The organism is Nocardiopsis oceani (genome assembly GCF_054777395.1).
Genome location: NZ_BAAHAR010000010.1, coordinates 73,982 through 97,023, shown reverse-complemented (window position 1 = coordinate 97,023; position 23,042 = coordinate 73,982). Strand labels below are relative to the sequence as shown.

At 70.5% G+C, this 23,042-nt stretch carries 21 protein-coding genes; 15 read left to right on the top strand and 6 right to left on the bottom strand.

All coding sequences use genetic code 11. The features are described 5' to 3' along the window. Positions 1-56: 56 nt before the first annotated feature. From ACYVDG_RS07715 to ACYVDG_RS07700, 4 genes are all read left to right on the top strand, one after another. Positions 57-1,262 carry a CaiB/BaiF CoA transferase family protein gene (locus ACYVDG_RS07715; RefSeq protein WP_460747716.1) on the top strand — a complete coding sequence of 402 codons (1,206 nt, stop codon included), beginning with the start codon at positions 57-59 and terminating at the stop codon, positions 1,260-1,262. Then, positions 1,262-2,917, top strand: a complete 1,656-nt coding sequence (locus tag ACYVDG_RS07710; RefSeq protein ID WP_460747715.1) for a FumA C-terminus/TtdB family hydratase beta subunit — start codon at positions 1,262-1,264, stop codon at positions 2,915-2,917. Before ACYVDG_RS07715 ends, ACYVDG_RS07710 begins: the two co-directional genes overlap by 1 nt. A 22-nt stretch (positions 2,918-2,939) precedes the next feature. Continuing rightward, positions 2,940-3,827, top strand: a complete 888-nt coding sequence (locus ACYVDG_RS07705; protein ID WP_460747714.1) for an HTD2 family dehydratase — start codon at positions 2,940-2,942, stop codon at positions 3,825-3,827. Between the two features lie 67 nt (positions 3,828-3,894). Then, the gene (locus tag ACYVDG_RS07700; protein ID WP_460747713.1) at positions 3,895-4,737 is read left to right on the top strand and encodes an HpcH/HpaI aldolase/citrate lyase family protein; all 843 of its coding nucleotides are present in this window, start codon (positions 3,895-3,897) and stop codon (positions 4,735-4,737) included. Here ACYVDG_RS07700 and ACYVDG_RS07695 read toward each other — a convergent pair. The 3 genes from ACYVDG_RS07695 to ACYVDG_RS07685 form a co-directional block, all read right to left on the bottom strand. Next, complete coding sequence (locus ACYVDG_RS07695) at positions 4,727-6,919, bottom strand: PrsW family glutamic-type intramembrane protease (protein WP_460747712.1); 2,193 nt, start codon at positions 6,917-6,919, stop codon at positions 4,727-4,729. The two genes, ACYVDG_RS07700 and ACYVDG_RS07695, sit on opposite strands and share 11 nt — an antisense overlap. Positions 6,920-7,113: 194 nt before the next feature. Continuing rightward, positions 7,114-8,454 carry a methyltransferase family protein gene (locus ACYVDG_RS07690; RefSeq protein WP_460747711.1) on the bottom strand — a complete coding sequence of 447 codons (1,341 nt, stop codon included), beginning with the start codon at positions 8,452-8,454 and terminating at the stop codon, positions 7,114-7,116. Continuing rightward, on the bottom strand, positions 8,451-9,413 hold the full coding sequence (locus ACYVDG_RS07685) for a hypothetical protein (protein WP_460747710.1): 963 nt from the start codon (positions 9,411-9,413) through the stop codon (positions 8,451-8,453). Before ACYVDG_RS07685 ends, ACYVDG_RS07690 begins: the two co-directional genes overlap by 4 nt. Positions 9,414-9,543: 130 nt before the next feature. Here ACYVDG_RS07685 and ACYVDG_RS07680 point away from each other — a divergent pair, with 130 nt between their 5' ends. Then, the gene (locus tag ACYVDG_RS07680; protein ID WP_460747709.1) at positions 9,544-10,221 is read left to right on the top strand and encodes a TetR/AcrR family transcriptional regulator; all 678 of its coding nucleotides are present in this window, start codon (positions 9,544-9,546) and stop codon (positions 10,219-10,221) included. Continuing rightward, positions 10,218-10,709, top strand: a complete 492-nt coding sequence (locus tag ACYVDG_RS07675) for an NUDIX hydrolase (protein ID WP_460747708.1) — start codon at positions 10,218-10,220, stop codon at positions 10,707-10,709. The genes ACYVDG_RS07680 and ACYVDG_RS07675 overlap by 4 nt, the downstream gene beginning before the upstream one ends. 68 nt (positions 10,710-10,777) lie before the next feature. Here the strand turns inward: ACYVDG_RS07675 and ACYVDG_RS07670 are convergent, their stop codons facing one another. Both ACYVDG_RS07670 and ACYVDG_RS07665 read right to left on the bottom strand, forming a co-directional pair. Continuing rightward, entirely contained in the window at positions 10,778-12,163 is a 1,386-nt protein-coding gene (locus ACYVDG_RS07670; protein ID WP_460747706.1) for a dicarboxylate/amino acid:cation symporter, read from the bottom strand. 57 nt (positions 12,164-12,220) lie between these two features. Next, the gene (locus ACYVDG_RS07665; RefSeq protein WP_460747705.1) at positions 12,221-13,786 is read right to left on the bottom strand and encodes an NAD(P)H-hydrate dehydratase; all 1,566 of its coding nucleotides are present in this window, start codon (positions 13,784-13,786) and stop codon (positions 12,221-12,223) included. Between the two features lie 242 nt (positions 13,787-14,028). Here ACYVDG_RS07665 and ACYVDG_RS07660 point away from each other — a divergent pair, with 242 nt between their 5' ends. Beyond that, positions 14,029-15,774 carry an N-acetylmuramoyl-L-alanine amidase gene (locus ACYVDG_RS07660; RefSeq protein ID WP_460747704.1) on the top strand — a complete coding sequence of 582 codons (1,746 nt, stop codon included), beginning with the start codon at positions 14,029-14,031 and terminating at the stop codon, positions 15,772-15,774. A gap of 563 nt (positions 15,775-16,337) precedes the next feature. Here ACYVDG_RS07660 and ACYVDG_RS07655 read toward each other — a convergent pair. After that, positions 16,338-17,777, bottom strand: coding sequence for an HNH endonuclease signature motif containing protein (locus ACYVDG_RS07655; RefSeq protein WP_460747703.1), 1,440 nt, complete (start codon positions 17,775-17,777; stop codon positions 16,338-16,340). 1,003 nt (positions 17,778-18,780) lie between these two features. Between ACYVDG_RS07655 and ACYVDG_RS07650 the strand changes: the two genes are divergently transcribed. The 8 genes from ACYVDG_RS07650 to ACYVDG_RS07615 all read left to right on the top strand — a co-directional run bounded on the left by ACYVDG_RS07650 (position 18,781) and on the right by ACYVDG_RS07615 (position 23,032). Next, positions 18,781-19,143, top strand: coding sequence for a hypothetical protein (locus ACYVDG_RS07650; protein WP_460747702.1), 363 nt, complete (start codon positions 18,781-18,783; stop codon positions 19,141-19,143). Beyond that, a complete protein-coding gene (locus tag ACYVDG_RS07645; RefSeq protein WP_460747701.1) occupies positions 19,136-19,564 on the top strand; it encodes a hypothetical protein in 429 nt (142 codons plus the stop codon). Before ACYVDG_RS07650 ends, ACYVDG_RS07645 begins: the two co-directional genes overlap by 8 nt. Positions 19,565-19,720: 156 nt before the next feature. Further along, the gene (locus ACYVDG_RS07640; protein WP_460747700.1) at positions 19,721-20,002 is read left to right on the top strand and encodes a hypothetical protein; all 282 of its coding nucleotides are present in this window, start codon (positions 19,721-19,723) and stop codon (positions 20,000-20,002) included. A 10-nt stretch (positions 20,003-20,012) separates the two neighbouring features. Further along, on the top strand, positions 20,013-20,867 hold the full coding sequence (locus ACYVDG_RS07635) for a sulfurtransferase (RefSeq protein ID WP_460747699.1): 855 nt from the start codon (positions 20,013-20,015) through the stop codon (positions 20,865-20,867). 206 nt (positions 20,868-21,073) lie between these two features. Beyond that, the gene (locus ACYVDG_RS07630) at positions 21,074-21,673 is read left to right on the top strand and encodes a DUF4178 domain-containing protein (RefSeq protein ID WP_460747698.1); all 600 of its coding nucleotides are present in this window, start codon (positions 21,074-21,076) and stop codon (positions 21,671-21,673) included. A gap of 7 nt (positions 21,674-21,680) precedes the next feature. Next, positions 21,681-22,193, top strand: a complete 513-nt coding sequence (locus ACYVDG_RS07625; RefSeq protein WP_460747697.1) for a DUF2617 family protein — start codon at positions 21,681-21,683, stop codon at positions 22,191-22,193. 11 nt (positions 22,194-22,204) lie between these two features. After that, the gene (locus ACYVDG_RS07620; protein WP_460747696.1) at positions 22,205-22,528 is read left to right on the top strand and encodes a hypothetical protein; all 324 of its coding nucleotides are present in this window, start codon (positions 22,205-22,207) and stop codon (positions 22,526-22,528) included. Between the two features lie 75 nt (positions 22,529-22,603). Continuing rightward, positions 22,604-23,032, top strand: a complete 429-nt coding sequence (locus ACYVDG_RS07615) for a DUF350 domain-containing protein (RefSeq protein ID WP_460747695.1) — start codon at positions 22,604-22,606, stop codon at positions 23,030-23,032. The last annotated feature ends 10 nt before the right edge of the window (positions 23,033-23,042 follow it).

The following is a 23,042-nucleotide window of genomic DNA, read 5'->3' as shown; positions in this document are numbered from 1 at the left end:
ATAAATTATTCTCCCTGGCACCAGCTCAGCTCGGCGACGTTGGAGGAGTCAACCCCATGCCGGCACTGGACGGTGTCACCGTCGTCTCGATCGAACAGGCGGTCGCGGCCCCCTTCGCGACCCGGCAGCTCGCCGACCTCGGCGCCCGGGTGATCAAGGTGGAGCGCCCCGGGTCGGGAGATTTCGCACGCGGCTACGACACCACCGTCAACGGGATGTCGAGCCACTTCGTGTGGACCAACCGGGGCAAGGAGAGCCTCGCCCTGGACATCAAGGACCCTGAGGACGCCGAGCTGTTGAGGGGCCTCGTCGAGCGCGCCGACGTGTTCGTGCAGAACCTGGCGCCCGGTGCCGCCGAGAGGGCGGGGTTCGGCGCCGACCAGCTCCGCGCCCGCAATCCGCGGCTGGTCACCTGCCAGATCTCCGGATACGGACCGGAGGGCCCCTACCGCGACAAGAAGGCCTACGACCTGCTCATCCAGTGCGAGGCGGGGCTCCTGTCGATCACCGGCTCCGAGGACGAACCCGCCAAGACGGGCGTGTCGATCGCCGACATCTCCGCGGGCATGTACGCCTTCTCGGGGATCCTCGCCGCCCTGTACGAGCGCGTGGCCACGGGGACGGGAACCCACGTCGACGTCGCCATGCTCGACGCACTCGGCGAGTGGATGGGCTACCCGTACTACTACGCCAACCACGGGGGCACACCGCCCAAGCGCAGCGGCGCGCGCCACGCGTCCATCGCCCCGTACGGGCCCTTCCGTGCGGGTGACGGCTCCGACGTGTTCCTCGCGGTGCAGAACGACCCGGAGTGGCGCTCGCTGTGCACGCGGGTACTCGGCCGACCGGAGCTGGCGACCGAACCCGCCTTCGCGACCAACAGCGACCGGGTGCGCAACCAGGACCGGGTCACCCGGGCCGTCGAGTCGGCCTTCGCCGACCTGACCGCGGACGGGGCCGCCAAACGGCTGGACGAAGCCGGGATCGCCAACGCCCGCCTGCGCACCATGGCCGAGTTCGCCGACCACCCCCAGCTCGCGGCGCGGGACCGCTGGCGCGAGGTCGACACCCCGGCCGGCCCGGTTCGCGCCCTGCTCCCACCGGTGACGCCCGGCGGTGTGGAGCCCGAGATGGGCCCCGTCCCCGCGCTGGGCGAGCACACCGACGCCATCCGCGCCGAACTCGCCGCGCCTGCCGTCCCCGCTACCCCTCCCACCACCGGCGCCGCGCCCTCGGGGACCGCCGGACCGGGGAGGGCGTGATGGCGGAGATCCCCTACACCGACCCGCTCCCCCTGGGACCGGACACCACGGAGTACCGCCTCGTGGCGACCGAGGGCATCCGGACCCACCACCACTCCGGCCGACCCGTCCTCGACGTCGCGCCACCGGCGCTGCGGAACCTGACCCGGCAGGCTATGGAGGACATGGCCCACCTGTTGCGCCCCTCCCACCTCGCGCAGCTGCGCACCATCGTCGACGACCCCGAGGCGAGCGGAAACGACCGCTTCGTCGCCTCCGACCTGCTGCGCAACGCCGCGGTCGCGGCCGGGGGCGTGCTCCCGATGTGCCAGGACACCGGAACCGCCGTCGTCATCGGCCAGCGCAGCAACGCGGTGCTGACCGACGGGGACGACCACCGGCAGATCGCGGGCGGGGTGTACGACGCCTACTCCAGCCTCAACCTCCGCTATTCGCAGATGGCCCCGCTGACCATGTGGGACGAGGTCAACACAGGCACCAACCTGCCGGCGCAGATCGACGTCAAGCTCCTGCCGGGCAACGAGCCCCGGTACGAGCTGCTGTTCATGGCCAAGGGCGGCGGCAGCGCGAACAAGACCTTCCTCTACCAGGAGAGCAAGGCCGTGCTCGCGGAAGAGCGCATGCTCGCCTTCCTGGAGGACCGGCTCCGCTCGCTGGGGACCGCGGCCTGCCCGCCCTACCACCTGGCGATCGTCGTGGGCGGTTCGAGCGCGGACCAGGCGCTCACGACGGCGAAGCTGGCCTCCACCCGCCAGCTCGACTCGCTGCCCGAGCAGGGCTCATCCCTGGGGCACGGTTTCCGCGACCGCGACTTCGAGCGGCGCGTACACGAGCTGACCAGGCAGATCGGTTACGGGGCCCAGTTCGGCGGCAAGTACTTCTGCCACGACGTGCGCGTGGTGCGCCTGCCCCGCCACGGCGGCTCCCTGCCGATCGCCCTGGCCGTCTCCTGCTCGGCCGACCGCCAGGCCAAGGCCGTGATCACACCGGAAGGCGCGTTCCTGGAGCGGTTGGAGACCGACCCGGCCCGGTTCCAGCCGCCGGTCTCCGACGAACGGCTTTCCGAGGACGCGGTGCACGTGGACCTGGACCGCCCGATGGAGGGCATCCGCTCCCAGCTCTCCGGTGTCGCCGTCGGCACCCGCGTCCAGCTGAGCGGCACCATCGTGGTGGCCCGCGACATCGCGCACGCCCGCGTCCGGGACGCACTGGAACGGGGCGAGCCGATGCCCTCGTACCTGCGCGACCACCCCGTCTACTACGCCGGCCCGGCCAAGACCCCGAGCGGGCGGCCGTCCGGCTCCTTCGGACCGACCACGGCCGGACGCATGGACGGCTACGTCGAACAGTTCCAGCGCGCCGGCGGATCCCTGGTCATGCTGGCCAAGGGCAACCGCTCGGACTCGGTGGTGAACGCCTGCCGCAAGTACGGCGGCTTCTACCTGGGCTCCGTCGGCGGCCCCGCCGCGAGGCTGGCCGAGGAGTGCATCCGCGACGTCCAGGTCCTGGACCACTCCGACCTCGGTATGGAGGCCGTGTGGCGGATCCGCGTCGAGGACTTCCCCGCGTTCGTGGTCATCGACGACAAGGGAAACGACTTCTTCGCGCCCATCGCCTCCCCGACCCTGCACATCACCCCGCGCCCCGGGGCCTGAGCCCGCCGACCCAAGGAGTCCCATGTCCCTGCTGAGCACGGCCGTCGAAGGCTGGGATCCCGCGCCCATGAGCGTGACCGGGACCATCGACGCGTGGCCCGCCGAAGCGTTCTCCCACGCGCTCGACCTCCCGATGAGCCTCAAGCGGGGCGATGCCCTGCCCCCGATGTGGCACTGGTTCCACCTCCTGGACCACCCCACCCGCTCGGCCCTCGGTGAGGACGGGCACCCCTCCGACGGCGCCTTCCTCCCGCCCGTCCCGGACCGGCGCCGCATGTTCGCGGGCTCCCGGGTGCGCTGGCACGCCCCGATCCGCATCGGGGACGAGGTCACCCGCAGGTCGGCGCTCCAGCAGGTGCGGGTCAAGCAGGGGCGCAGCGGGGAGATGGTCTTCGTGACCGTGCGCTCCGAGTTCTTTCGAGGTGACCGGGTCCTCCTGGTCGAGGACCAGGACATCGTCTACCGTTCCCAACCCGCCACACGGCGGCCCGAGGCGTCCCCGCCCTCCGCCGCGGCCACGGAGGCCCCGGCGGAGCCGTCCGACGGGGCGGCGCAGGGCGGAACACGCATCACCCTGGACACCGACCCCGCCCTGCTGTTCCGCGTGAGCGCCCTGACCTACAACACCCACCGCATCCACTACGACCTCCCCTACTGCACGGACGTGGAGGGTTACCCCGGCCTGGTCGTGCACGGCCCCCTCCTGGCACTGCTCCTGATGGAGGTCCCCCGCCGGTTCCACCCGGACCGGACCGTGGAGTCGTTCGAGTTCCGCCTGGTCACACCGGTTTTCTCGGGACAGCGCGTCGTCGCTCACGGGAACACCGGAGACGGTGGCGACCTCGTGCTGTCCGCCGCGGCCGAGGGTGGCCCCAAGGCCATCCGCGGGTCCGCCGTCCTCGCGCCCTGACCCCCACCGCGCCTACCGGTCCGGCGCCGCGGCGACCGGGTCCGGGCACGACGTCTGAGGAGTCTCCATGACCGAGTCGAACAGGCAAGACCGAACCGTGACCGAGCAGACCGCGCTCCCGGGCCCAGCGCCGCTGTTCTGCCCGGCCACCCGGCCCGATCGCGTCCGCAAGGCCGCCGAAGCGGCGGACGCGGTGATCGTCGACCTGGAGGACGCCGTCGCACCGGACGACAAGGGCATCGGGCGCCGCCACGCGCTGGAAGCCCTCGACACCCTGGGGACCGGCCGGGTCATCGTCCGCGTCAATGCCGCCTCGACGCCTTGGCACACGGAGGACCTGCGCGCCCTCATCGACTTTCCCGAGGCCGTCGTGATGCTGCCGATGACCGCCTCCCGGGACGAGGTGGAAATACTGAGGCCGCGGCCGGTCATCGCCCTGTGCGAGACCGCCGCGGGGATCCTGGCAGCGCCCGCGATCGCCCAAGCGGCCAACTGTGCGGGGCTGATGTGGGGCGGTGAGGACCTGCTGGCCGACCTCGGCGGCCGTACCGGCAACGGACGGGGACGGCTTCCCGTGCTCGACCATGCCCGGTGGACGGTGCTGCTCGCCGCCCGCGCGGCGGGCCTGCCCGCGATCGACACGGTGTACGTGGACACCGACGACGAGTCCGGACTCAGCGCGGAGGCCGTCGAGGCGGCCAACGCGGGCTTCGACGCCAAGGCGTGCGTCCATCCCAAGCAGGTCCCGGCGGTCAGGTCCGCCTTCCGGCCCACCGAAGGGGAGATCGCCTGGGCCAGCCGTGTCCTGTCCGCGGCGGCCTCGCGGGGCGGTGCCTTCGGTTTCGAGGGAGGCATGGTCGACGCCCCCGTCATCGCCCGAGCCCGGTCGATCCTGGCGGTCAGCGGCTGATCAGGCGGTTCACCTTCCGGGGCAACAGGGTTCCGGCGAGGCCGAGGAGTGCGTAGCCCACCTGGCCGGGGGCGAGCATGCCGAGGATGGCGCCCGTGTTGGCGGTGGGGGACCTCAGGAACTCGCCCATCCTGGGGTGTGCGTGCGGGACACCGTTGCCCATGCTGAGGAGGCTGAGCAGGGCCGAGGCGGTGAGGGCCGCCCACGTGACGGTGGCGGTGTCGGCCTCGGCGATCCAGTTCTGGAAGACCTCGACGGCGTGCACGGCGTAGGCGGGGCCCGCGCCGGGGTCCGGGGCGGGCGAGGCCCCCGGCAGGGCGAGCGTGGCACCCGTAAGGGTGAGCAGCCCGGCCGCGGCGATGACGATGCCGCCGGTACCCGCGAGGCCGATGCGGCGGGCGAGCTCGCGGGAGCTGCCGGTGAGCTCCTCCTGGGAGGGGTAGCGGCGCCAGCTCCCGCTATCGGAGCGGGCCTCACCCATCGCGTTGGCCCGGCGCCAGCGGAGGAAGCGCAGGGTGTCGCAGAGCGCGGCCGGCCCCTGTTTGGCCGCCATCGTGGCAGTGGCGAGCTCGTGCACGATCGCGGTGAACGTCATGGTGAGGGTGACGGGCAGGTCCACCCAAGAGAGCGCGATACGGCGGAACAGCGGCGCGATGTCGGCGGGCACGCGGACCCGCATGGAGACCGACTTTCCGTGCGCCCAGCGGCGCAGCCTCGGCAGGGGCGCGCGGCCGGGGAGCGGCGGCGTGGTCTCCGCGGCGCCGCCGATCACCCGGTAGTCCATGGCCACCGCGAAGAGCAGGGCGAGCAGCAGCAGCCACGGGGTGAGCGAGCCGCCGCCGAGCGCACCGTGCACGAAGGTGGAGACGGGGTCCAGGCTGTGCGCGTCCGTCTGGGCGTTCAGGTGGAGGTGGTCGAGGTACACCAGTCCGGTGGCGAGCACCGGCAGCAGCCAGAGCCAGCTTCCGTAGCGGCGGCCGACAACGGCCAGGCCGAGCGTGGCGCCGATCAGTCCGGTGACCACGGCGTGCCCCGCGAAGACCACGGGCGCGACTCCGTCCAGCCCCGGCCCGACCTCCCCGCCGGGCAGGATCAGGCCCGTGCCCTCTCCCCCGTCGGCCAGGGGGAAGGCGATGTCGGTGAGGAGCTGTTCGGCCAACTGGAAACCGGCCCCGGAGGCCGCGGCCAGCAGGAGGAAGTCGACGGCTGACAGGCGGCGCATCCTGCGCCGGGCGATCAGCACGAAGAGCAGGAGCGGCGTGAGTTTGCCCAGCTCCTCGACGGTTACCGCGACATAGGTCCGGCTGAACACGTCACCGGTGTCGAGGCCGAGGGCACCGCTGACCAGGGCGGAGACGAGGGCGATCGGCCACAGCAGGAGGGCGCCTAGGGCGGTGACCCGGAGGAGCGTCGCGAAGGAGACGGTTCTGGAGCGGGCCAGCAGGGCCAGCTGGAACAGCAGCAGGTAGGTGAGCATCAGGGCGGGCAGGGCGATGCCGAGTTCCGGGGCCGCAAGGGGCACGAGGAGCAGCACGCCGAGCATGAGCCAGCCCCACAGGCCCCGCAGCCCGCGGCCGAACCGCACCGGCCCCGGGGAGCGTTCACGGGCGCGTTCGGCCCAGCGGGAGACGCGTTCGGCCAGGTCGGGCCCGGGCCCCCGGGGGACGCGCGCGTGGCGTGCCCCGGGTTCGACGCAGTTGTAGTGCTGGGCGGCCCGGACCAGTTCGGACCGGTTGCTCTCCAGCGCCTTGCGGGCGAAGTCCGCTCGGGCCTGCGGGATGTCCGGCCCGACGATCTCCCGGACGAAGTCCGCGGGCCCCGCGGCGACGGTGAGTTCGTTGGACGCGACCAGGACGGCGGCGGAGAAGTCCTCGACGCAGACGAGGAAGTCGGTGGGCTTGGGCCCCCAGCCGCGGATCAGGGCGATGAGGGTGTCCGTGTCGAGGGGCACCTCAGTGACCGGATCGTAGGAGAACTCGGCCCGGGTGCGGCAGACGAGAAGGCGGTCGACGCCCATCGCCCGTCCGGCCTCGACGATCCCGCGGATCAGGTTGCGGTCGCGCGGAACGGAGAAGGGCGTGGTGACCTTCCCCCCGTCCCGCACCCACTGGAGGTCGAACTCGGTCGCTCCGGCACAGACACGCAGCACGAGGTCGCGCGCGAGCATCGCCTGTACTTCCATGGACTTCCTCGTGCCGGGGGGCTGAGTACACGGGGGCCGTCCATGTCCGGAGTTGTCCGGCACTGGGGCGGCCCCGCACGAGCATAACGGCGAAGGGCTTCCGCGGAACATGCGCGTCCTGCCCTAGCGGCCGCCGTTGGACACCGGAGTCCGGTTTCCGGGCGAAGCTGGGTCAGTTCCCGGACGGGGCTGTGTCAGTTCCCGGACAGGGAGGGCACCGGTACCGCGGTTTTCGGGACCGTCCGCGACGGACGGGGGCCCGCGCCGAACGCGTCCGTGCACAGCTGGACGAAGTGGCGCAGCACCGGCAGCGACAGCGCCCAACCGGTCATCGCCCACCCCAGGTTGAGGTGGTCCATGGCCCGTGCCAGGGCGGCCACCCCGCTCCACCGGACCCCCTCCGCGTTCTCGTAGGTGAGCCGGTACAGCACCTCGGGGTGTTCCGCGGCCGGCCGCATGGCCAGCGCCGTCGGCCTCCGCGCCGCCACCCAGCTCCCCAATCCCCGGCACATGCCGCAGTCCACCGCCACGTAGAGGGTGCCCCGGGCCCGCCCCTCCCACGGGCGCCAGCGCGGCAGCCATGGACGCGTAGCCGTGCTGTAGGCGTCCCACTCCTCCCCGAAGTGCTCGCGCAACTGCCCGCCCTCGTGCCAGGAAGCGAACCCCACCGCATATCCGAGGGCCACCAGCGCGCCCAGCGACAGCGGCGGGTGGAGGACACCGAGCACCAGGTAGAGCAGCACGACGGTGAGCTGCATCGGGTTGCGGACGTAGGCGTAGGGTCCGCTGGTCACCAAGCGGGCAGGCGGGTCGTAGGGCAGCGGGGTGCCCCCGCCCACCGCCGCGAACTCACGCGCCGCGGCCAGGCCCGGCAGGCAGACCAGGGCGACCACCTGGGCACCGACGGCCAAGGCCTCCGGTGTCGCCGCCCAGGGAACCCACGGATATTCGGCCATGGCCGGGGCGGACGCGAAGGCCGGGACGGGCGCGGTCGCCAGGACGTACAGGGGCAGGACGACCATGAGCCCGAGGGCGAGCACGGCTTGGGCCCACACCCGGGCGTGCACCGCCTGGCGGCGCCGGGTCCAGTAGGCCAGCATCAGGGCGGGGATCAGGCACAGCGCGACACCGAGGATCTCGCCGAGCAGCCACCACCCGCCCAGCACCACCACGGGCTCACCCAGCGGCATGAGGATCACGTCCAACCACACCAGCAGCACCGTCACCAAGGGAACCGGCAGGAACCGGAGCATGAGAGCCGGCAGGGCACCCCACAGCAGGACCCAGGCGAGCAGCAGGTCGACGGGGATGCCCTGCCAGACGGCACCCTCGGCGTGGAAGGACCACCACCCCTCCCGCTGGGCGACCAGGTTGAGCGGAATGAGGGTGAGCAGCACCCATCCGGAGGCCACGATCATCGCCGCCGTCTCCCGCTGCCCCGGTGTCCGCCACAGGCACAGGGCGACGAGCGCCACCACCGGCAGTGCGAGGCCCAGGCCCCGGACGAGGAGGGCGGGCAGTTCGTCGGGGATCACCGGGCCGCCTCAGCGAAGGTCTCAGCGAGGTACTCGGCGGCCAGGTCGGTGGCGTAGGCCTGTACCGGGCCGAAGTACCAGGAGGGGTCGTAGGTGCGCTCGTACTCGATCTCCCAGGTCATGACGGTCCCCTCCGCTGTCTCCTCCCAGGTGGCCACGGCGCGGTCCATCTCCATCCAGTTGTCGAAGGCGGTGTCGTCGGTGACGTCGAAGACCACCCGGCCGCCGTCGGGGCGCATCTCGCTCTCCGTGACCGCCAGCTCCATGTGGCGCGGGGTGGCTTCGGCACCGAAGGCGAGCGTTCGGCGCGGGGTGAAATCGACGGCGCGGGTATCGCCCTCAGCCAGGCCCTCCCCGGAGGCCTCCAGCGGCAGGGGGAAGGGGATGGCGGTGAGGAAGAGGGCCCGCGGTGCGTCGTACTCGGGCGGGGCGGCGAGGGCGTCGGCAACCTGGTCGGGGGCGGCGTCGACGACCACCGAACCCCGGCCCGCGCTCTCACGCGGCAGCAGCGAGAACCCGCCGACCCCCTCCATGGCGAGGGCGAACAGGACGGGGATCGCGACCAGCGCGTGCGGGTTGCGCCGGTCCAGCTGGAACACCGTCACCACCAGCCAGGTGACCAGGGAGACCACGCCGTAGATCAGCGGAGCGGAGATGACCAGGCAGACCACGCCCTCCCCGAGCAGCGGCCCGGCCAGCAGCAGGGCCAGGGTGGTGACGGCCATGGCGGCGCCGAGCGCGCTGCGGACCCGGACGCACAGGACGACGAGCAGGGCCAGGAGCGCTGGCAGCCCGACGTAGAACAGGGCGGTCTGGTCCAGGCCGCCGAACTGGGTGACCCGCACGGCGAGCAGGCCGCCGAATGCCGCGAGGACGATCCCGGCCAGGATCCAGCGGGCGCGGCTGGGGCGGTACGGGGCCGGTTCGGGTGCGTCGGCCGGTTCGGGTGAATGCGTCATGGCGGGGACTCCCTTGTCGCAAGGTCCTCTGGTCGCACGATCCTTCGCACTGCTTCGATGCCACGATTAAAGCACAAGTTTTAATCACTCGATTAAAACGTATGATGAAGGAAGATCGAGAGGGAGGACGATGGCGAGGAGTGGCGGCGGAGGCCGCAAGAACAGCGCCGAGACCAAGGACCGCCTGCTCACGGCGGCGAGCGAGATCCTGCGCGAGGAGGGGTACGTCGGAGCGTCGGCCCGGGCGATCGCCACCCGCGCCGAGGCCAACTCGGCCCTGGTCTTCTACCACTTCGGCGGGGTCGACCAGCTGTTGCTGGCGGCGCTGGACCGGTCCAGCGCCGAGCGCATGGCCATGTACGAGGAGCTCGCCGGGGAGGCACGCACCCTGGAGGAGCTCGTGGAGGTCGCCACCCGCATCTACCGGACCGACCTGGAACGCGGCTACATCACGGAGTTCTCCGAACTGGTCGCTGCCGCGGTCACCAAACCCGACCTGCGCCCGGAGGTCAACCGGCGGGCACAGCCGTGGATCGACTTCATCGCCGGCGAGTGGGAGCGTGTGGTCGGCGGCTCCCCGCTCGGGAAGCTGCTGCCCGCCCGGGAGGTGGCGTACGCGGCGATCACCTACTACCTGGGGGTCAACCTGTTCTCGGTGCTGGACGAGGACCACAGCCGGACCGAGGCCGTGTTCGACCTCGCCGGGAGCCTCGCACCCCGGGCCAAGCTGCTCACCCTGCGCCTCCCCCGGCGCAGGGACACAGCCAAAGAGAAGGCCACGGAAAACCCAGTGAGGAAGAGCGAATGACAGTGAACGTGGACGTCGCCGACGGGATCGAGTTCCCCGACACCGCCGACGGCAACCGCTGGGTCGCCGGCGCGGTGATCACCGACGGTGCCGGGCACGTGTTCGCACAGCGCCGCTCGGCCACCCGCAAGGTGTTCCCGCACTGCTGGGACGTGGTCGGCGGACACGTCGAGGACGGCGAGAGCATGCTCGAGGGCCTGGCCCGCGAGGTCCGCGAGGAGACCGGGTGGACCCTGTCCGGCGTGGTCGCGGAGCTGTACCGGCTCGACTGGGACCCGGGGGACGGCCTGACCCGCCGCGAGGTCGACTACCTGGTCCGCGTGGACGGCGACCTGAGCACCCCGGTCCTGGAGGCCGAGAAGCACACCGAGTTCATGTGGGTCGACGACTCGAAGGTGCACCTGCTGCGCGACTCCCGAGACCCCGGCGACTACTTCATCACGGACATCGTCCAGCTGGGCCTGGACGCCGCCCGGAAGCTCGGCTGAGGGCACCCGATGGAGTGCGGAACCGCGCCGCCACGGGTGACGGCGCGGACCGGGTCAGGTCGGTCAGGTCAAGTCGTGTCTCCGGGGCGCGCCGACGAAGTCTCCGATTCCCCGTCCGAGGGGTCACCGGGGTCCTCGGGAGCATCCGGCTCCGAGGACTCCCGTGCCGGGGCATCGGGGTCTTCGAACATCTCCTCTTCCGTCCCCGCGATGATGCGCGTACCCGTCAGATCCCCGGTGATGTTGCACATGGTCCGAGCCATGTCGAGGAGCGCGTCGATACCCGCGACCAGGGCGACCGGGGCCATCGGCAGCCCCACGGAGGTCACCACCATGGACAGCATGATCAGACCAGCGCCCGGAACACCTGCGGTGCCGATCGAGGCGAGGACACCGGTGAGGACGACCGTGGCGAGCTGCGCGATGGTGAGTTCGACCCCGGCGATGTTGGCGACGAACACGGTCGCCGCGCCCACGTAGATCGCGGTGCCGTCCATATTGATGGTCGCGCCGAGGGGGAGGGTGAAACCGTAGACACCCTCCTTGACGCCCATACGGTCCGCGGCCCGGGTGGAGACCGGCAGCGTGCCGTTACTGGAACGCGTGACGAAGGCCGTGACCATCGGCTCCTTGGCCTCGGCGAAGAAGCGCCCCACGCGCGCCCGAAAGAGCATAAGCAGGAGAGCGTAGATCGCGATCATGACGATGATCGACCCGTACACCACGCCGGTGAGTTGGAGCAGCGGGCCGATCGCCTCGAAACCGGTCTCCGCGAGGACCACGGCGATCAGCGCGAACACACCGACTGGGGCGTACTGCAAGACCCCCTTGACCACACGGAACACCAGTTCCATGGCCCCTTCCACGCCTCGGCGGAGGAAGAGCCCCATCTCCCGAACTCGGTGTTCGTTGCTGTTGACCATGAAGGTCAGGGCCAGGCCGAAGGCGATGGCGGTGAACATGATGCCCAGGACGTTGCCCTCAACCAGCGCCTCGAACGGGTTGGCGGGCACGATGCTGAGCAGGGTCTCGGAGATCGCCGGGGCTTCGGCCGCCTCCTCACCGTCGTCCGGCATGCTCAGCCCGGTCCCGGGGGAGATTGCCAGGGCCACGCTCAGGCCGATCGTGACGGCCAGTGCCGAGGTCGCCAGGTAGAAGACGAAGACCTTCAGCCCGATCCGGCCCAACCGCTGCGGAGAGATCGAGACCACGCCCGCGATAAGGGTCGTGACGATCAACGGGAAGACGAGCATCTGGAGCAGGTTCAGGAACAGTTCCCCGAGCGGTTCCAGGATCGGCAGGGCCCAGGACTGGGTGTCGGTCACCGAGACGGTGAGGCCGACCACCACGCCTACGACGAGGGCGATCGCCATTTTCCAGATCAGGGGGAAGTCGAGGTAGCGGCGCCACAGACTCGGCGGGCTCGGAGGGCTTTCGGTCACGTCCGCGGACATCGTCGTCCTCAATCAGCTAGGAAGCAAATGTCCGTTTTATACCTTGGTTTCGGCTGGTCACACGTCACGATCCTGTTGCCGACCGCGGAGGCGTTCTCCGGCTCCAGAAGCCTCCGCGACCGCGAGCGGCACCGCGTCCAGGAGGTCCGACGCGCTGATCGGCGCCCCCGACCGCGCGAGCACCGCCGCACGCCCGTGCAGGTAGGCGGCGCACATGGCGGATTCCTGGGCGGGCAGCCCGGACGCGAGTAGAGCCCCCGCCACCCCCGAAAGCACGTCTCCCGAACCCGCCGTAGCCAACAGCGGGGTACCGGTCGGGTTGGCCACCGCCGGCTCGCCGGGATGCGCGATCACAGTCGTCGAGCCCTTCAGCAGCACGGTCGAGTGGTACAGCGAAGCGGCGTGGGCTGCGTGTTCGAGGCGGCGCTGCTCGATGTCCGCGCGGTCGGCCTTCGGCAGCAATCGGGAGAGCTCACCGGCGTGCGGGGTGAGCAGGGTGTGCGCGGTGCGTCGGCGTACCAGATCGGTGAGGGGCACGCTGTCCGCCAACAGCGTGAGCGCGTCTGCGTCGAGCAGCACCGAGCAGTCGCTCTCCAACAGCGCCCGAAGCTCGTCGCCGTGGGCGGGGTGCGTGCCGCGGCCGGGGCCGGCCACCGCGGCCGAAACCCGCCCGGGGGCCAGGTCCGTGCTGCTCATCGGGTCGAGGTGCACCCCGACCGCTTCGGGCCAGCGCGCGAGCACCTGCGCGAGGACGTCCTCGCCGCCCCCGTAGCGCACCATGCCCGCCCCGGTGCGCAGGGCACCCCCGACGCACAGGACGGCGGCACCGCGGTACTGGTCGGACCCGGCACGAACGGCGAGCACTCCCCGGCGGTACTTGTCGTCCTCGGCCGAAGGGGTGGGGAGGAGGCGCGCGATGTCCACAGCCTGTGGACAGGACAGGCCCGCCCCGGGAAGCTCCGGGGCCAACCCGATGTCGACGAGGTGGACCCGACCGGCCCGCTCGGCCCCCGGATCGACGAACAGGCCGGGTTTGTACGTACCGAAGGTGACGGTGTCGTCGGCGCGCACAGCGTGCCCGGGCACCTCCCCGGTGTCGGCGTCCACACCGCTGGGGAGGTCGACCGCGACCACGGGCGCCGGAGAGTTCGAGGCCAGCGCGGCCAGCGCGGCGAAGGGCTCGCGCAGGCCGCCCCGGCCGCCGATGCCGAGGAGCCCGTCCACGATGAGGTCTGTGTCGAAGAGCGCCGACTCGGCATCGTCAGAGACCGCGTTCCGGTACGAGTCGGGGTCGGGGTCGTCGGACTGCCCGAGCTGGACGACGCGGCCGCCGACGGCGCGCAACGCAGCCAGCCCGCCGGGGTGGGCACGCTTCCCGGCGAGCACCGCGCGCACGAAGGCGCCCCGTGCGGCCAGGGTCGCCCCCGCGAAGAGAGCGTCGCCGCCGTTGTCACCACCGCCGACCAGCAGGGTCACCCTGGACCCGTAGACGCGGGGCAGCATGCGGGAGCAGTGGACGGCGAGACCGAAAGCGGCGCGGCGCATGAGGGCGCCTTCGGGCAGCCTGTCCATGAGGGCCTGTTCGGCATCGCGTACGACGCTGACTGTGTGGGCGGAGCGCACCGGTCACCTCCGAGGGGTGGGGTCGGGGTCCCATCGTGGCGCATCGGGTCGGCGGTGTGCGCGCACCGCCACACGGACGCCCGGTGCCGGGTGCCGGGTGCCGGGTGCCGGGTGCCGGGTGCCGGGCGAAGCGTGTCGGGCAGCGGGTGGCGAATGGGGGGTACAGAGCTCATCTTTGGCACTTATCGCCCGTTGTCACGGAATCGCCACGTAGAGAAGTCCGCACTGGGGACAATGGAGGTATGCCTCGACCGAGCAACTACGTGTCCAGGTCCGATCTGGGCTGGGGTACGTCCCCGGCCTCCGAAGCCAATCCCCAGTCCGGCCTCGTGATCCACTACGACAGCGCCGACCAGGGGCTCCCCAACCAAGACCACTCCGCCTGCCTCACCTACTGGAACAACACCCGCGACTTCCACACCGGTCCCTCCCGGGGATGGGCGGACATCGGCTACTGCGCGGATGAGGAGACCGAGATCCTCACCGAGGACGGCTGGCGTTCGTTCCGGCAGGTCAGCGCAGGCGACACCGTACTCACCCTCGACCACGGCACCGGGACGTCCCAGTGGCAGCCGGTTCAGGCCGTCAACGTCTTCCCCGCGACCGAGCGCACCCTCATCCGCTTGGAAGGGCGCGCGCACTCCTCCCTCACCACCGGTCAGCACCGCTGGCCCGTGGAACGCACACCGGCCCACGCTTCTGCACTCAGCAAGGTCTGGGCGACCACAGGCACCCTCAACGAGGAAGACCTCTTCCGGACCGCCGCGCCCTGTGCCCACCTGCCGGACCAGCCCAAGTGGCCCGACTCCTTGGTCGCGGAGACGGCCGAGAGCTGGAGGTCCGGTACCGGCGGCGCACCCGACCACGAGTTCCTGCGTTCCCTCACCCTTGCGCAGATCACCCAGCTACTCGGCCGTTTCGGGTTCCGGGACGGGGGCTGGGAGAAGGACCGGGACCGGGACCGGGACCAGAGCCGAGACCGGGACTGGGACTGGGACCAGGGTCGGCTCCGGGACCGGGCCTCGGCGGAGGCTCTCCAGTTCGCCGCTGTCCTGGCCGGGCAGACCGTACACCTGCGCTGCCAGGAGGACGGCTGGTCAGTGGAGCCCGATCAGCGCGCGCTGCTCCCCTCCGGCGACCTCACGCGCACCGAAGAGCGCTACGGCGGACACATCTGGTGCCCGACCACGCCCAACGGCACCTGGCTGGCGCGGCGGCGGGGGACGGTGTACTTCACCGGGAACTCCTTCATGGCCTGCGCGCACGGGTACGTGATCGAGGGCCGCGGGCTGTACCGCACCCAGGCGGCCCAGCCAGGAGGGAACTCCTCGCACTACTCCTGCACCTTGGCCACCGGGCCGAACGACGGCATCACCCCGGAGCAGATCAACGCGGTCCGTGCTCTGCGGCAGTGGTTGATGGAATCCGACGCCTCTATCGCGGGAACCGTGCTCGGGCACCGCGATTTCACCCCCACGTCCTGTCCCGGTGACCGGGCCTACCAGATGGTCCAGGACGGAACCTTCACGCAACCCTCCGACGGCATCGAAGGAGACGACATGCCCCGACACCGCAGGTTCGAGAAGGACGACAGCCAGGACCTGGAGCCGGGCACGTGGGCCAGCCTGCGCTTCGACAGGCGGCACGACGACGAGACCGGTGAGTTCTACGCCCTGGTCGGGGTGGAGGAGACCGACGGCGCCTACTACGACCTGTCCGTCGGCGTAATCCTGGAAGGCGTCACCCCCGGCTCTGAAGTACAGATCCGCGCAACCGAGTACGAGCCTGACGGGGACGGCGGCTGGCAGATCGCGCGAAATCGTCCCCTCGACAGCCCCGTGCACGCTGGTGGCAAGGCGCACTTCACCTACTCCTGGAAAGGAAACCTGTCGGAGGGTCGCCGGGTGAGGATCCGGATAGCCCAGTTCGGTGACGCGGAGGCGCACGTGACCTCTGCGACCGCCGACGTCTTCTACTGGCCGTTCTGACCCCCGGCCGTTCTGAACCCCGGCCGTTCTGAACCCCGGCCGTTCTGAACCCACTGGCAACACGGACTCCGGGACTGGCCCCAGGCTCGGGATGGTGCGGAAAGCCCTGTACCGGGGTTCGGGGGTTCTCTCTGGCTGGGGTTCCCCCCTTTCCCGCCGCCCGATTGTGGCCGTCTCCGCTACGCGCCTCAAGGTCGTCGCCATCGAGCGCTTCGCGCATCAACGGCGCTCCACCTTGACCCGCTCCGCTGCGACGGCAGGTTGGCGGCTATCGGGAAAGGGGGACGGGTGGTTGAGGTCCGAGCGGTCCCGGCCTTCGGCCGGGCAACTGCGTCGGCCTGGCGGCCGATGCCTGCCACGCCGCCGGAGCGTTGACGCCTGGCGGTGTCGCGGCCGGTCATTCTGAGCGGCGGACCCCTCGGCCTGGGGGCCGATGCCTGCCCCTGCGCCGGAGCGTTGACGGGTCGGGTGTCGCGGCTGGTCATGGTGTGCGGCGAACCCCTCGGGAGGGCGCCAGGGCATCAGGGCGTGGGGGCGTGGGCCGGTAGGGCCTTGGCGGGGAGTTACCGCTCCTCAGGTGTGGGAGTGGGAGTGGGTGTGGAGGCTGGGTCGGGGTCCCCGTCCTGATCCTTGCCCCCACCCTTGTCGTTGTTGTTGTTCCGGTTGCGGTGAGAGGGGCGGCCCTGCCAGACGGACTGCTCCGGATTGGTCTCCCGGCGGTACTTCAACCGGTTGTGGTCTGAGCACAGTGGCTGGATATTGTCCGCGCTCGTGGACCCGCCGGCCGAGAAGCTCCTCTTGTGGTCGGCCTCGGAGTCGCTGGCCGGGGTGTTGCACCCCTGGTACCAGGCGCAGGTGGTGTGACCGAACATCCCCGCATCCCGCAGAGCGCCCGTGGCGTTGCGCTGGGTACGGCCCACGTCCAACACCGTCTCCCCCTTCGGGGAGGTGATCATCCGGCGCAGCACACTGTTGGGGGCCAGTGCACGGATCGCGGCCATAGAGACCACCTGCCCGTCCTGGGTGGTGGCCGGACCCGCACCCCCGTCCTCGCCTCGGAGGCCGAGGAAGGTGGGCAGGGGCACCATGATGTTGATCATCGCCACCGCAGCACGCTTGCGACCCGTGCCGCCCTTGCCCTTGCTGTCCCCGGTGCCGGCCTCGGCGCCCTCAGCGTCCCCGGTGGGGTTGGTGGGGTGGGAGGCGGAGCGGACCAGGTTCATGAACGCGTCATACATCCGCTCGGAGGCCGATACGTGCAGCCTCTCGGGGTCATAGTCCACCTCGTGGGCCTTGAGCTCACGCTGGATCTCCTCGGCGTGCTCACTCGGACCCCACAGCTCGACCATGAAGGTCGCATCAAAGGTGCGCACCAGGCGTGCACCCCGGGCGTCGAAGGCGGCCTGGTACTGCTCTTCCACCACGGCCGGGTTGTACTGGGCCAACAGCTCCCGGCCCAGCCGGGCGATGTGGGAGGTCGACATCGCCGGTTCCTTGGCCTTGGCGGCCATGATCCCGGCCTCCATCATCTGCCGAAACTCCCCGGCGTTGGGGTGGCGGCCGGTGTTGCGCGCCCCCACCGCCCTCTCAGCGGCCCGGCACACCGCCACCGCCTCTCCAATCGACAACAACCCAGAGTCCAAGCCCTGGCGGGTGGCGGGCAGCTCCAGGGCGAAGAGCCGGCGGGCCAGCTCGGCGCGCCCGTTGGCCTCAACGGGGACCATCCCCACCGAGTGGATCAGCCAGTTCTGCACCGACCTCTGCCCACCCGCCTCCAACAGAGTCCCAGCCGCCTCCAGCTGGGCCAGGCGCAGCAGCATCGCAAGCTGGGCCTGCTCCATGTCCTCGCACACCTGCGAGATCACATCCAGCACCTGACCGGCCGCACCCGCCGGAGGCACCTCGCCCATTTCCGAAGCGATCTTTCCCCGGGCAGCACCCATGGCGGCCACGGCGGGCGTATTGCCCGCCGTGTTCCCGCACTGCCCAAAAGAAGAAGCCATGACTCAAGGATATCAAGAAAGGCATAGAAAGGACCTATCCTCGGGGTGATAAAACCCTTACCCGGCCACCCCGACCCGCCTTTCTATCCCCCAACGAGAAGCCTTCCAGGGAAAGGGAAGCGACCCCCTGTGCGCATTCTTGGGCAAAGCGGGCATATGTACACCAGAATGGTGATGATCTTGCCCCTGTCTCCACTCTCGACGGCCGAGGGTGGAGACAGGGGCAAGATCATTGGGGTTTTTCGCCTCCCGCATTGACCGGCCGCGACACCCGGCCCGTCGACGCTCCGGCGGAGTGGCCCACCCGGCCGCTAGGCCGTGCTGTTCGTGGTCCTCCGCACACCTTGACCGGCCGCGACACCGCCAGGCGTCAACGCTCCGGCGCAGGGGCAGGCATCGGCCGCCAGGCCGACGCAGTTATCGGGCGAAGCCCGAAATGGCTCGGACCTCAACCACCCGGCCCCTCTTTCCCATAGACGCCAACCCGCCGTCGCAGCGAAGCGTGTCAAGGTGGAGCGCCAATGACGCGCGAAGCGCTCGATGGCGACGACCTTGACGCGCGTAGCGGAGACGGCCACAATCGGGCGGCGGGAAAGGAGGGATCCCCAACCCAAGAAGGGAACCTCAAGCCAGAACAACAAGCGCCGCCTGATTTCATTGTCCGCCTTTCTCCGCCTCCGCGCACAATGCCTCGCCGTGGCGCCACAAACTGACCGTGGCGCCACAAACTGCTCGGCTCCGGCGGGGTGGGTGTTCGCGATCGCCGCATGTGCTCGGAGCACTGGCTCAGCTTGCGGCTGCCGTCTCGACTGGCGGTCGGTTGCCGTCTCGACTGCCAGACTTCGCACGGCGGCCAGACGTCGCACGGCGGCCAGTCATACACCGGCCAAGGGAGCTACTACACTGCGTCGTATTGGGCGTCCTCCTGGATGTCGTTATTGGACTCGTTCCGCTGACATGGGCGGACATTCGCGGAGTAGCGCAGTACCGGAGCGGAGGCGGCATGGTCGACTGGCTGACCATGACCATTCAGATGGTGTCGTTGGGGATGGCCGTGTGGTGCCTCATCTCCACGTTCCGCGACCAGCCCATGCTGATACCGCACCTGGTGGGCATGACCGTGCTGTGGCTGCTGGTGCTGGCACAGGTCGCCGCGACGATTGTGGCGATGGGCGGGGGTGAACGGCCGGACGAGATGGTCATGTTCGTGTCGTACCTCGCGACCGTCGCAGTGCTGCCGCCGGCGTGCGCTGCGTGGGGGTTCATGGAGCGCAGCAAGTGGGGCCCGGCGGTCATCGCGTTCGCGTGCCTGATCCTGCCGGTACTGCTGGTCCGCATCGAGCAGCTGTGGAGCCCCGTTGCCTGACACCACCGTTCCGGACCGCACTCTGCGCACCGGCCCTGGGCGCCTGCTCGTCGCTGTGTACGCGGTGTTCGCCCTGGCGGCGACCGCCCGTGGGAGCTACCAGCTGGTGACCCGGTTCGACGAGGCGCCCTTGGCGTACGGGCTGTCCGTGCTCGCCGGGGTGATCTACCTGGTCGCCGCCGTCGGCCTGGCCCGGGCGGGGCGCACCTCGCGGATGGTGGCGTTGGTCTCGGTTTCCGTGGAGATGGCCGGGGTACTCGTGGTGGGCGCCCTGAGCGTTTTCCTGCCCGGGGTGTTCCCGGACGACACCGTGTGGTCGAACTTCGGCAGCGGTTACTTGTTCATTCCGCTGCTGCTGCCTCCCCTCGGGCTCTGGTGGATTCTGCACGTCCATCGCAGGGACCGCGCACACCATCGATGACCCCACGACATAAGTCGGGACGTACCGGGCATTGACCTCCATATGGAGGTACACACTCAACCGCTCGACCGCGCGTCCACCAGGCCCTCCGCGTTAGGCGGACCTGTTCTCCTGTTCGCCGGACTCGGACTCACCCTCTGGGCTTGGGGCGCCGCCGTGCCCGAACCCGCACGGCTCCAGATCTTCCTCTGCCTATGGCTACTGGGAGTGGGCATTCTCGCCGCGCGGCTGCTGTTCGACGGACTGCCGCAACTGGAACTGCGGGTGTCCAGGAGTGTGCTGACCTTCGCGATCGGTGTGGTGGGCGCCGCGGCGGTGGCCACGATGCCCTGGTCCGACCTGGGATCGGTGTTCTGGTACCAGCTCTGGTTCTCTGTTCCGCTGGCCACCGGCCTGGGCCTGGCCGCCTTCCGCCCCTCGGGCGGGCGCCGTCACTAGGATGACGACCATGTCCGATCAGACGCTGTCCCTCCCGGTCGCCGTTTCGGCCGACTGGCTCCGTGAGCACCGCGACGAGGTCGTCCTCGTCGACTCCCGCTGGTACCTCGATGGCCGATCCGGCCGCGAGGCCTACCTGAACGGCCACATCCCCGGCGCCGTGCACGCCGACGTGGACGCGGACCTGGCCGCGCCGGCCAGCGCCGAGGGCGGCCGCCACCCCCTCCCGACCGCGGCCGACTTCGCCCGCACCCTCGGCCGACTCGGCATCGGCGACACCTCCTCCGTAGTCGTCTACGACGACGCGGGCGGCTCTGTGGCCGCGCGCCTGGTCTGGATGCTCCGCGCCCTGCGCACCCCCGCCGCGATCCTCGACGGCGGCCTCCAGACCTGGACCGAAGGCCTGGAAGAGGGCGAGTCCACCACCGCGCCCGTGCACCGGACCGCTCTCCCGTGGCCCGCGGACCGCCTGGTCGGCACCGAAGCCCTCCAGCAGGAGCTCTCCGACCCGCACCGCCTCCTCCTCGACGCCCGCGTCCACGGCCGCTTCACCGGCGAACAGCCCGCACCCGTCGACGCGCGCGCCGGCCACATCCCCGGAGCCCGCAGCGCCGAATGGCCCGCCAACCTCGCCCCCGAGGGCCTCCTCGCCGCTCCCGAGGCCCTCCGCGAGCGCTTCGCCGCCCTCGGCGCGGAGTCCGCCACCACGGTCACCGCCTACTGCGGGTCCGGCGTGACCGCCTGCCACGACCTCCTCGCCCTGGAGCACGCGGGCTTCACCAACACGCGCCTCTACCCCGGTTCATGGAGCCGTTGGGGCGGCGACGAATCACTCCCGCTGGAGACCGGCGACCCGAAGTCCTGACAGGGCTTTGAGCCCCGCGGCGACCGCCTAGGCTGGGGCAAGTCCGATAGGTCCGGAAAACCCCCGGCCCTGGGCGCTCATGCCCGCCGCCGAACCTGCCGGAACAGGAACCAGAACGCCCGAGCGGGCGTCTCACCGAGCAGTAGGCTGCCCTGGCCCGTTCCCGGGTACAAGAACCGTGCTTCACCGCGAAACGAGGAACACTGGTGACCGAACTCCTCCTTCTGCTGATTCTCATCGTTGGGATCGTGATCGGAGTCCTCATCTACACGCAGCGCTCGCGCTCGCAGAAGCAGGACACTCCTCCCCCGCCGCCCCAGGACCCCTTCGCCGGAGCGAACGCCACGGACACCGCCGGTGACCCGCTCGGGATCAAGGCCGGGGACATGATCGACTGGGGCACCGAACGCACCTGGGTTCGCGGCACCCTGCGCCTGTCCGAGGGCGGCTACACCTGGTCCGAGCACTTCCTCGAGGTCGACGGCGGAAAGCGCTGGCTCTCGGTGGAGGCCGACCCGGACGTCGAGCTCGCCCTGTGGACCGGCCGCCCGGACCTGGAGATGGTCCCCCAGGGCAGGAGCATCGAGCTCGAGGGCGTCACCTACCGGCTCGAGGAGAAGGGCTCCGGCTCCTACCGGTCCGAGGGCACCACCGGCCTCAAGGCCGAAGGCGGTATGGACTACGCGGACTACGAGTCCGACAACGGCAAGCTGCTGGCCTTCGAGCGCTTCGACCACGGCAGCTGGGAAGTCGCCACCGGTGAGAAGGTCGCGGCCGGCACCTTCACGATCTTCCCCGGGAGCTGATGCCCTCGTGCGCGCGAGCATCAGCGCCCCTTTCGTCGACACCAAGGCCGACGACCTGGTCTGGACCCTGAGCCACTCGTTGGTCGAACCCCTCGCCACCCGCACCGTCGAGGTGCCGGGCTTCGGGGTCGAACTCCGCGTACTCGGCGCCTCGCACCAGGTCGTCCTCCGGTCCGCGTCGACGGACGGGGAACTGGTGGAAACAGTCGCCTGCCTGCCGGGGGTCCCCGGCGGGCTTCCCGGCAATGCCGAGCACCCTCTGCCTGGGGTGGGCGACTACCGCTTCGACTCGATCGTCGAGTCGTTGCCTCGCGCCGAACTGGCCCGCCGGGTGGACGCGATCCACCATGAGACATCCGTCTCGACCGGCGGGCTGCTCGTCGCCTTCCCCGGTGATCCGCTCGCGATCACCGCGCTGCACCTGACCTCCGGCAGCGAGGCGTCGTTGCGCTGGCGTACCTGGCACGCCTACCCGCAGAGCGACGAACTGGTGACGACGACCACCACCCTGACCCCCTAGAGGAGGCCGACATGGCCAAGACCCAGATCCGAGCAGCAACGGTCCCACGACACAAGCTCGCCGCGGTGGGCGGAGCCACCGCGCTGCTCCTGCTGCTGTCGGCATGCGCGGGCGGAAGCAACAGCGCCGACTGCGAGCCGAGCGACAGTTCCACCTCCGGTTCGGGCTCGACGAGCGCCAGCGGCCCCTCAGCAGAGCCCACAGACGACTGCGACGAGGGCCGCGGCGGCGGTGGTTTCTTCTTCTTCGGCGGCTTCGGCGGCGGGGGCAACAACTCCAACAGCGGCGGCAGCGGAAGCGACAGCCGTGGCGGCGGATCGGGTTTCGGCAAGTAGTCTGCCGTGTCGGGGGCGGGACATATCCGCACGTCCCACCCCCGGCACCCCGATTTCCCCTACACGGACAAGGCCATGTACGAGATCCTCGAGAGTTCCCTCTACGCGCTCGGCTACGGCGTGGTCGGCACGGTCATCATGCTGCTCGGCTACCTGATCACCGACCTGCTCACCCCCGGGAAACTGCACAAGCTCATCTGGGAGGACCGCAACCGGAACGCGATCCTGCTGGTCTCCGCGAACACCTTGGGCGCGGCGATCGTGGTCGTCTCCGCCATCCTGGCGAGCTATTCCGAGCTGGGTCTTCTGTACGGCCTGATGTCCGCCACGATATTCGGCCTGATCGGGCTGGTCGTCATGGCCCTGTCCTTCCTCCTGATCGACCTCATCACGCCCGGCAAGGTCAGCCACATGATCAGCGGCGCCGAGTGGCACCCGGCGACGTGGGTCAACGCGACCGCGCACGTCTCCATCGCCTTGGTCGTGGCCGCCGCCATCTCCTAGGCGCCTGGCC

Coding starts and splice junctions, on each gene's coding strand:
- ACYVDG_RS07715 (WP_460747716.1), top strand. CDS start 57: ATGCCGGCACTGGACGGTGTCACCGTCGTCTCGATCGAACAGGCGGTC.
- ACYVDG_RS07710 (WP_460747715.1), top strand. CDS start 1,262: ATGGCGGAGATCCCCTACACCGACCCGCTCCCCCTGGGACCGGACACC.
- ACYVDG_RS07705 (WP_460747714.1), top strand. CDS start 2,940: ATGTCCCTGCTGAGCACGGCCGTCGAAGGCTGGGATCCCGCGCCCATG.
- ACYVDG_RS07700 (WP_460747713.1), top strand. CDS start 3,895: ATGACCGAGTCGAACAGGCAAGACCGAACCGTGACCGAGCAGACCGCG.
- ACYVDG_RS07695 (WP_460747712.1), bottom strand. CDS start 6,919: ATGGAAGTACAGGCGATGCTCGCGCGCGACCTCGTGCTGCGTGTCTGT.
- ACYVDG_RS07685 (WP_460747710.1), bottom strand. CDS start 9,413: ATGACGCATTCACCCGAACCGGCCGACGCACCCGAACCGGCCCCGTAC.
- ACYVDG_RS07680 (WP_460747709.1), top strand. CDS start 9,544: ATGGCGAGGAGTGGCGGCGGAGGCCGCAAGAACAGCGCCGAGACCAAG.
- ACYVDG_RS07675 (WP_460747708.1), top strand. CDS start 10,218: ATGACAGTGAACGTGGACGTCGCCGACGGGATCGAGTTCCCCGACACC.
- ACYVDG_RS07670 (WP_460747706.1), bottom strand. CDS start 12,163: ATGTCCGCGGACGTGACCGAAAGCCCTCCGAGCCCGCCGAGTCTGTGG.
- ACYVDG_RS07660 (WP_460747704.1), top strand. CDS start 14,029: ATGCCTCGACCGAGCAACTACGTGTCCAGGTCCGATCTGGGCTGGGGT.
- ACYVDG_RS07655 (WP_460747703.1), bottom strand. CDS start 17,777: ATGGCTTCTTCTTTTGGGCAGTGCGGGAACACGGCGGGCAATACGCCC.
- ACYVDG_RS07650 (WP_460747702.1), top strand. CDS start 18,781: ATGGTCGACTGGCTGACCATGACCATTCAGATGGTGTCGTTGGGGATG.
- ACYVDG_RS07635 (WP_460747699.1), top strand. CDS start 20,013: ATGTCCGATCAGACGCTGTCCCTCCCGGTCGCCGTTTCGGCCGACTGG.
- ACYVDG_RS07620 (WP_460747696.1), top strand. CDS start 22,205: ATGGCCAAGACCCAGATCCGAGCAGCAACGGTCCCACGACACAAGCTC.
- ACYVDG_RS07615 (WP_460747695.1), top strand. CDS start 22,604: ATGTACGAGATCCTCGAGAGTTCCCTCTACGCGCTCGGCTACGGCGTG.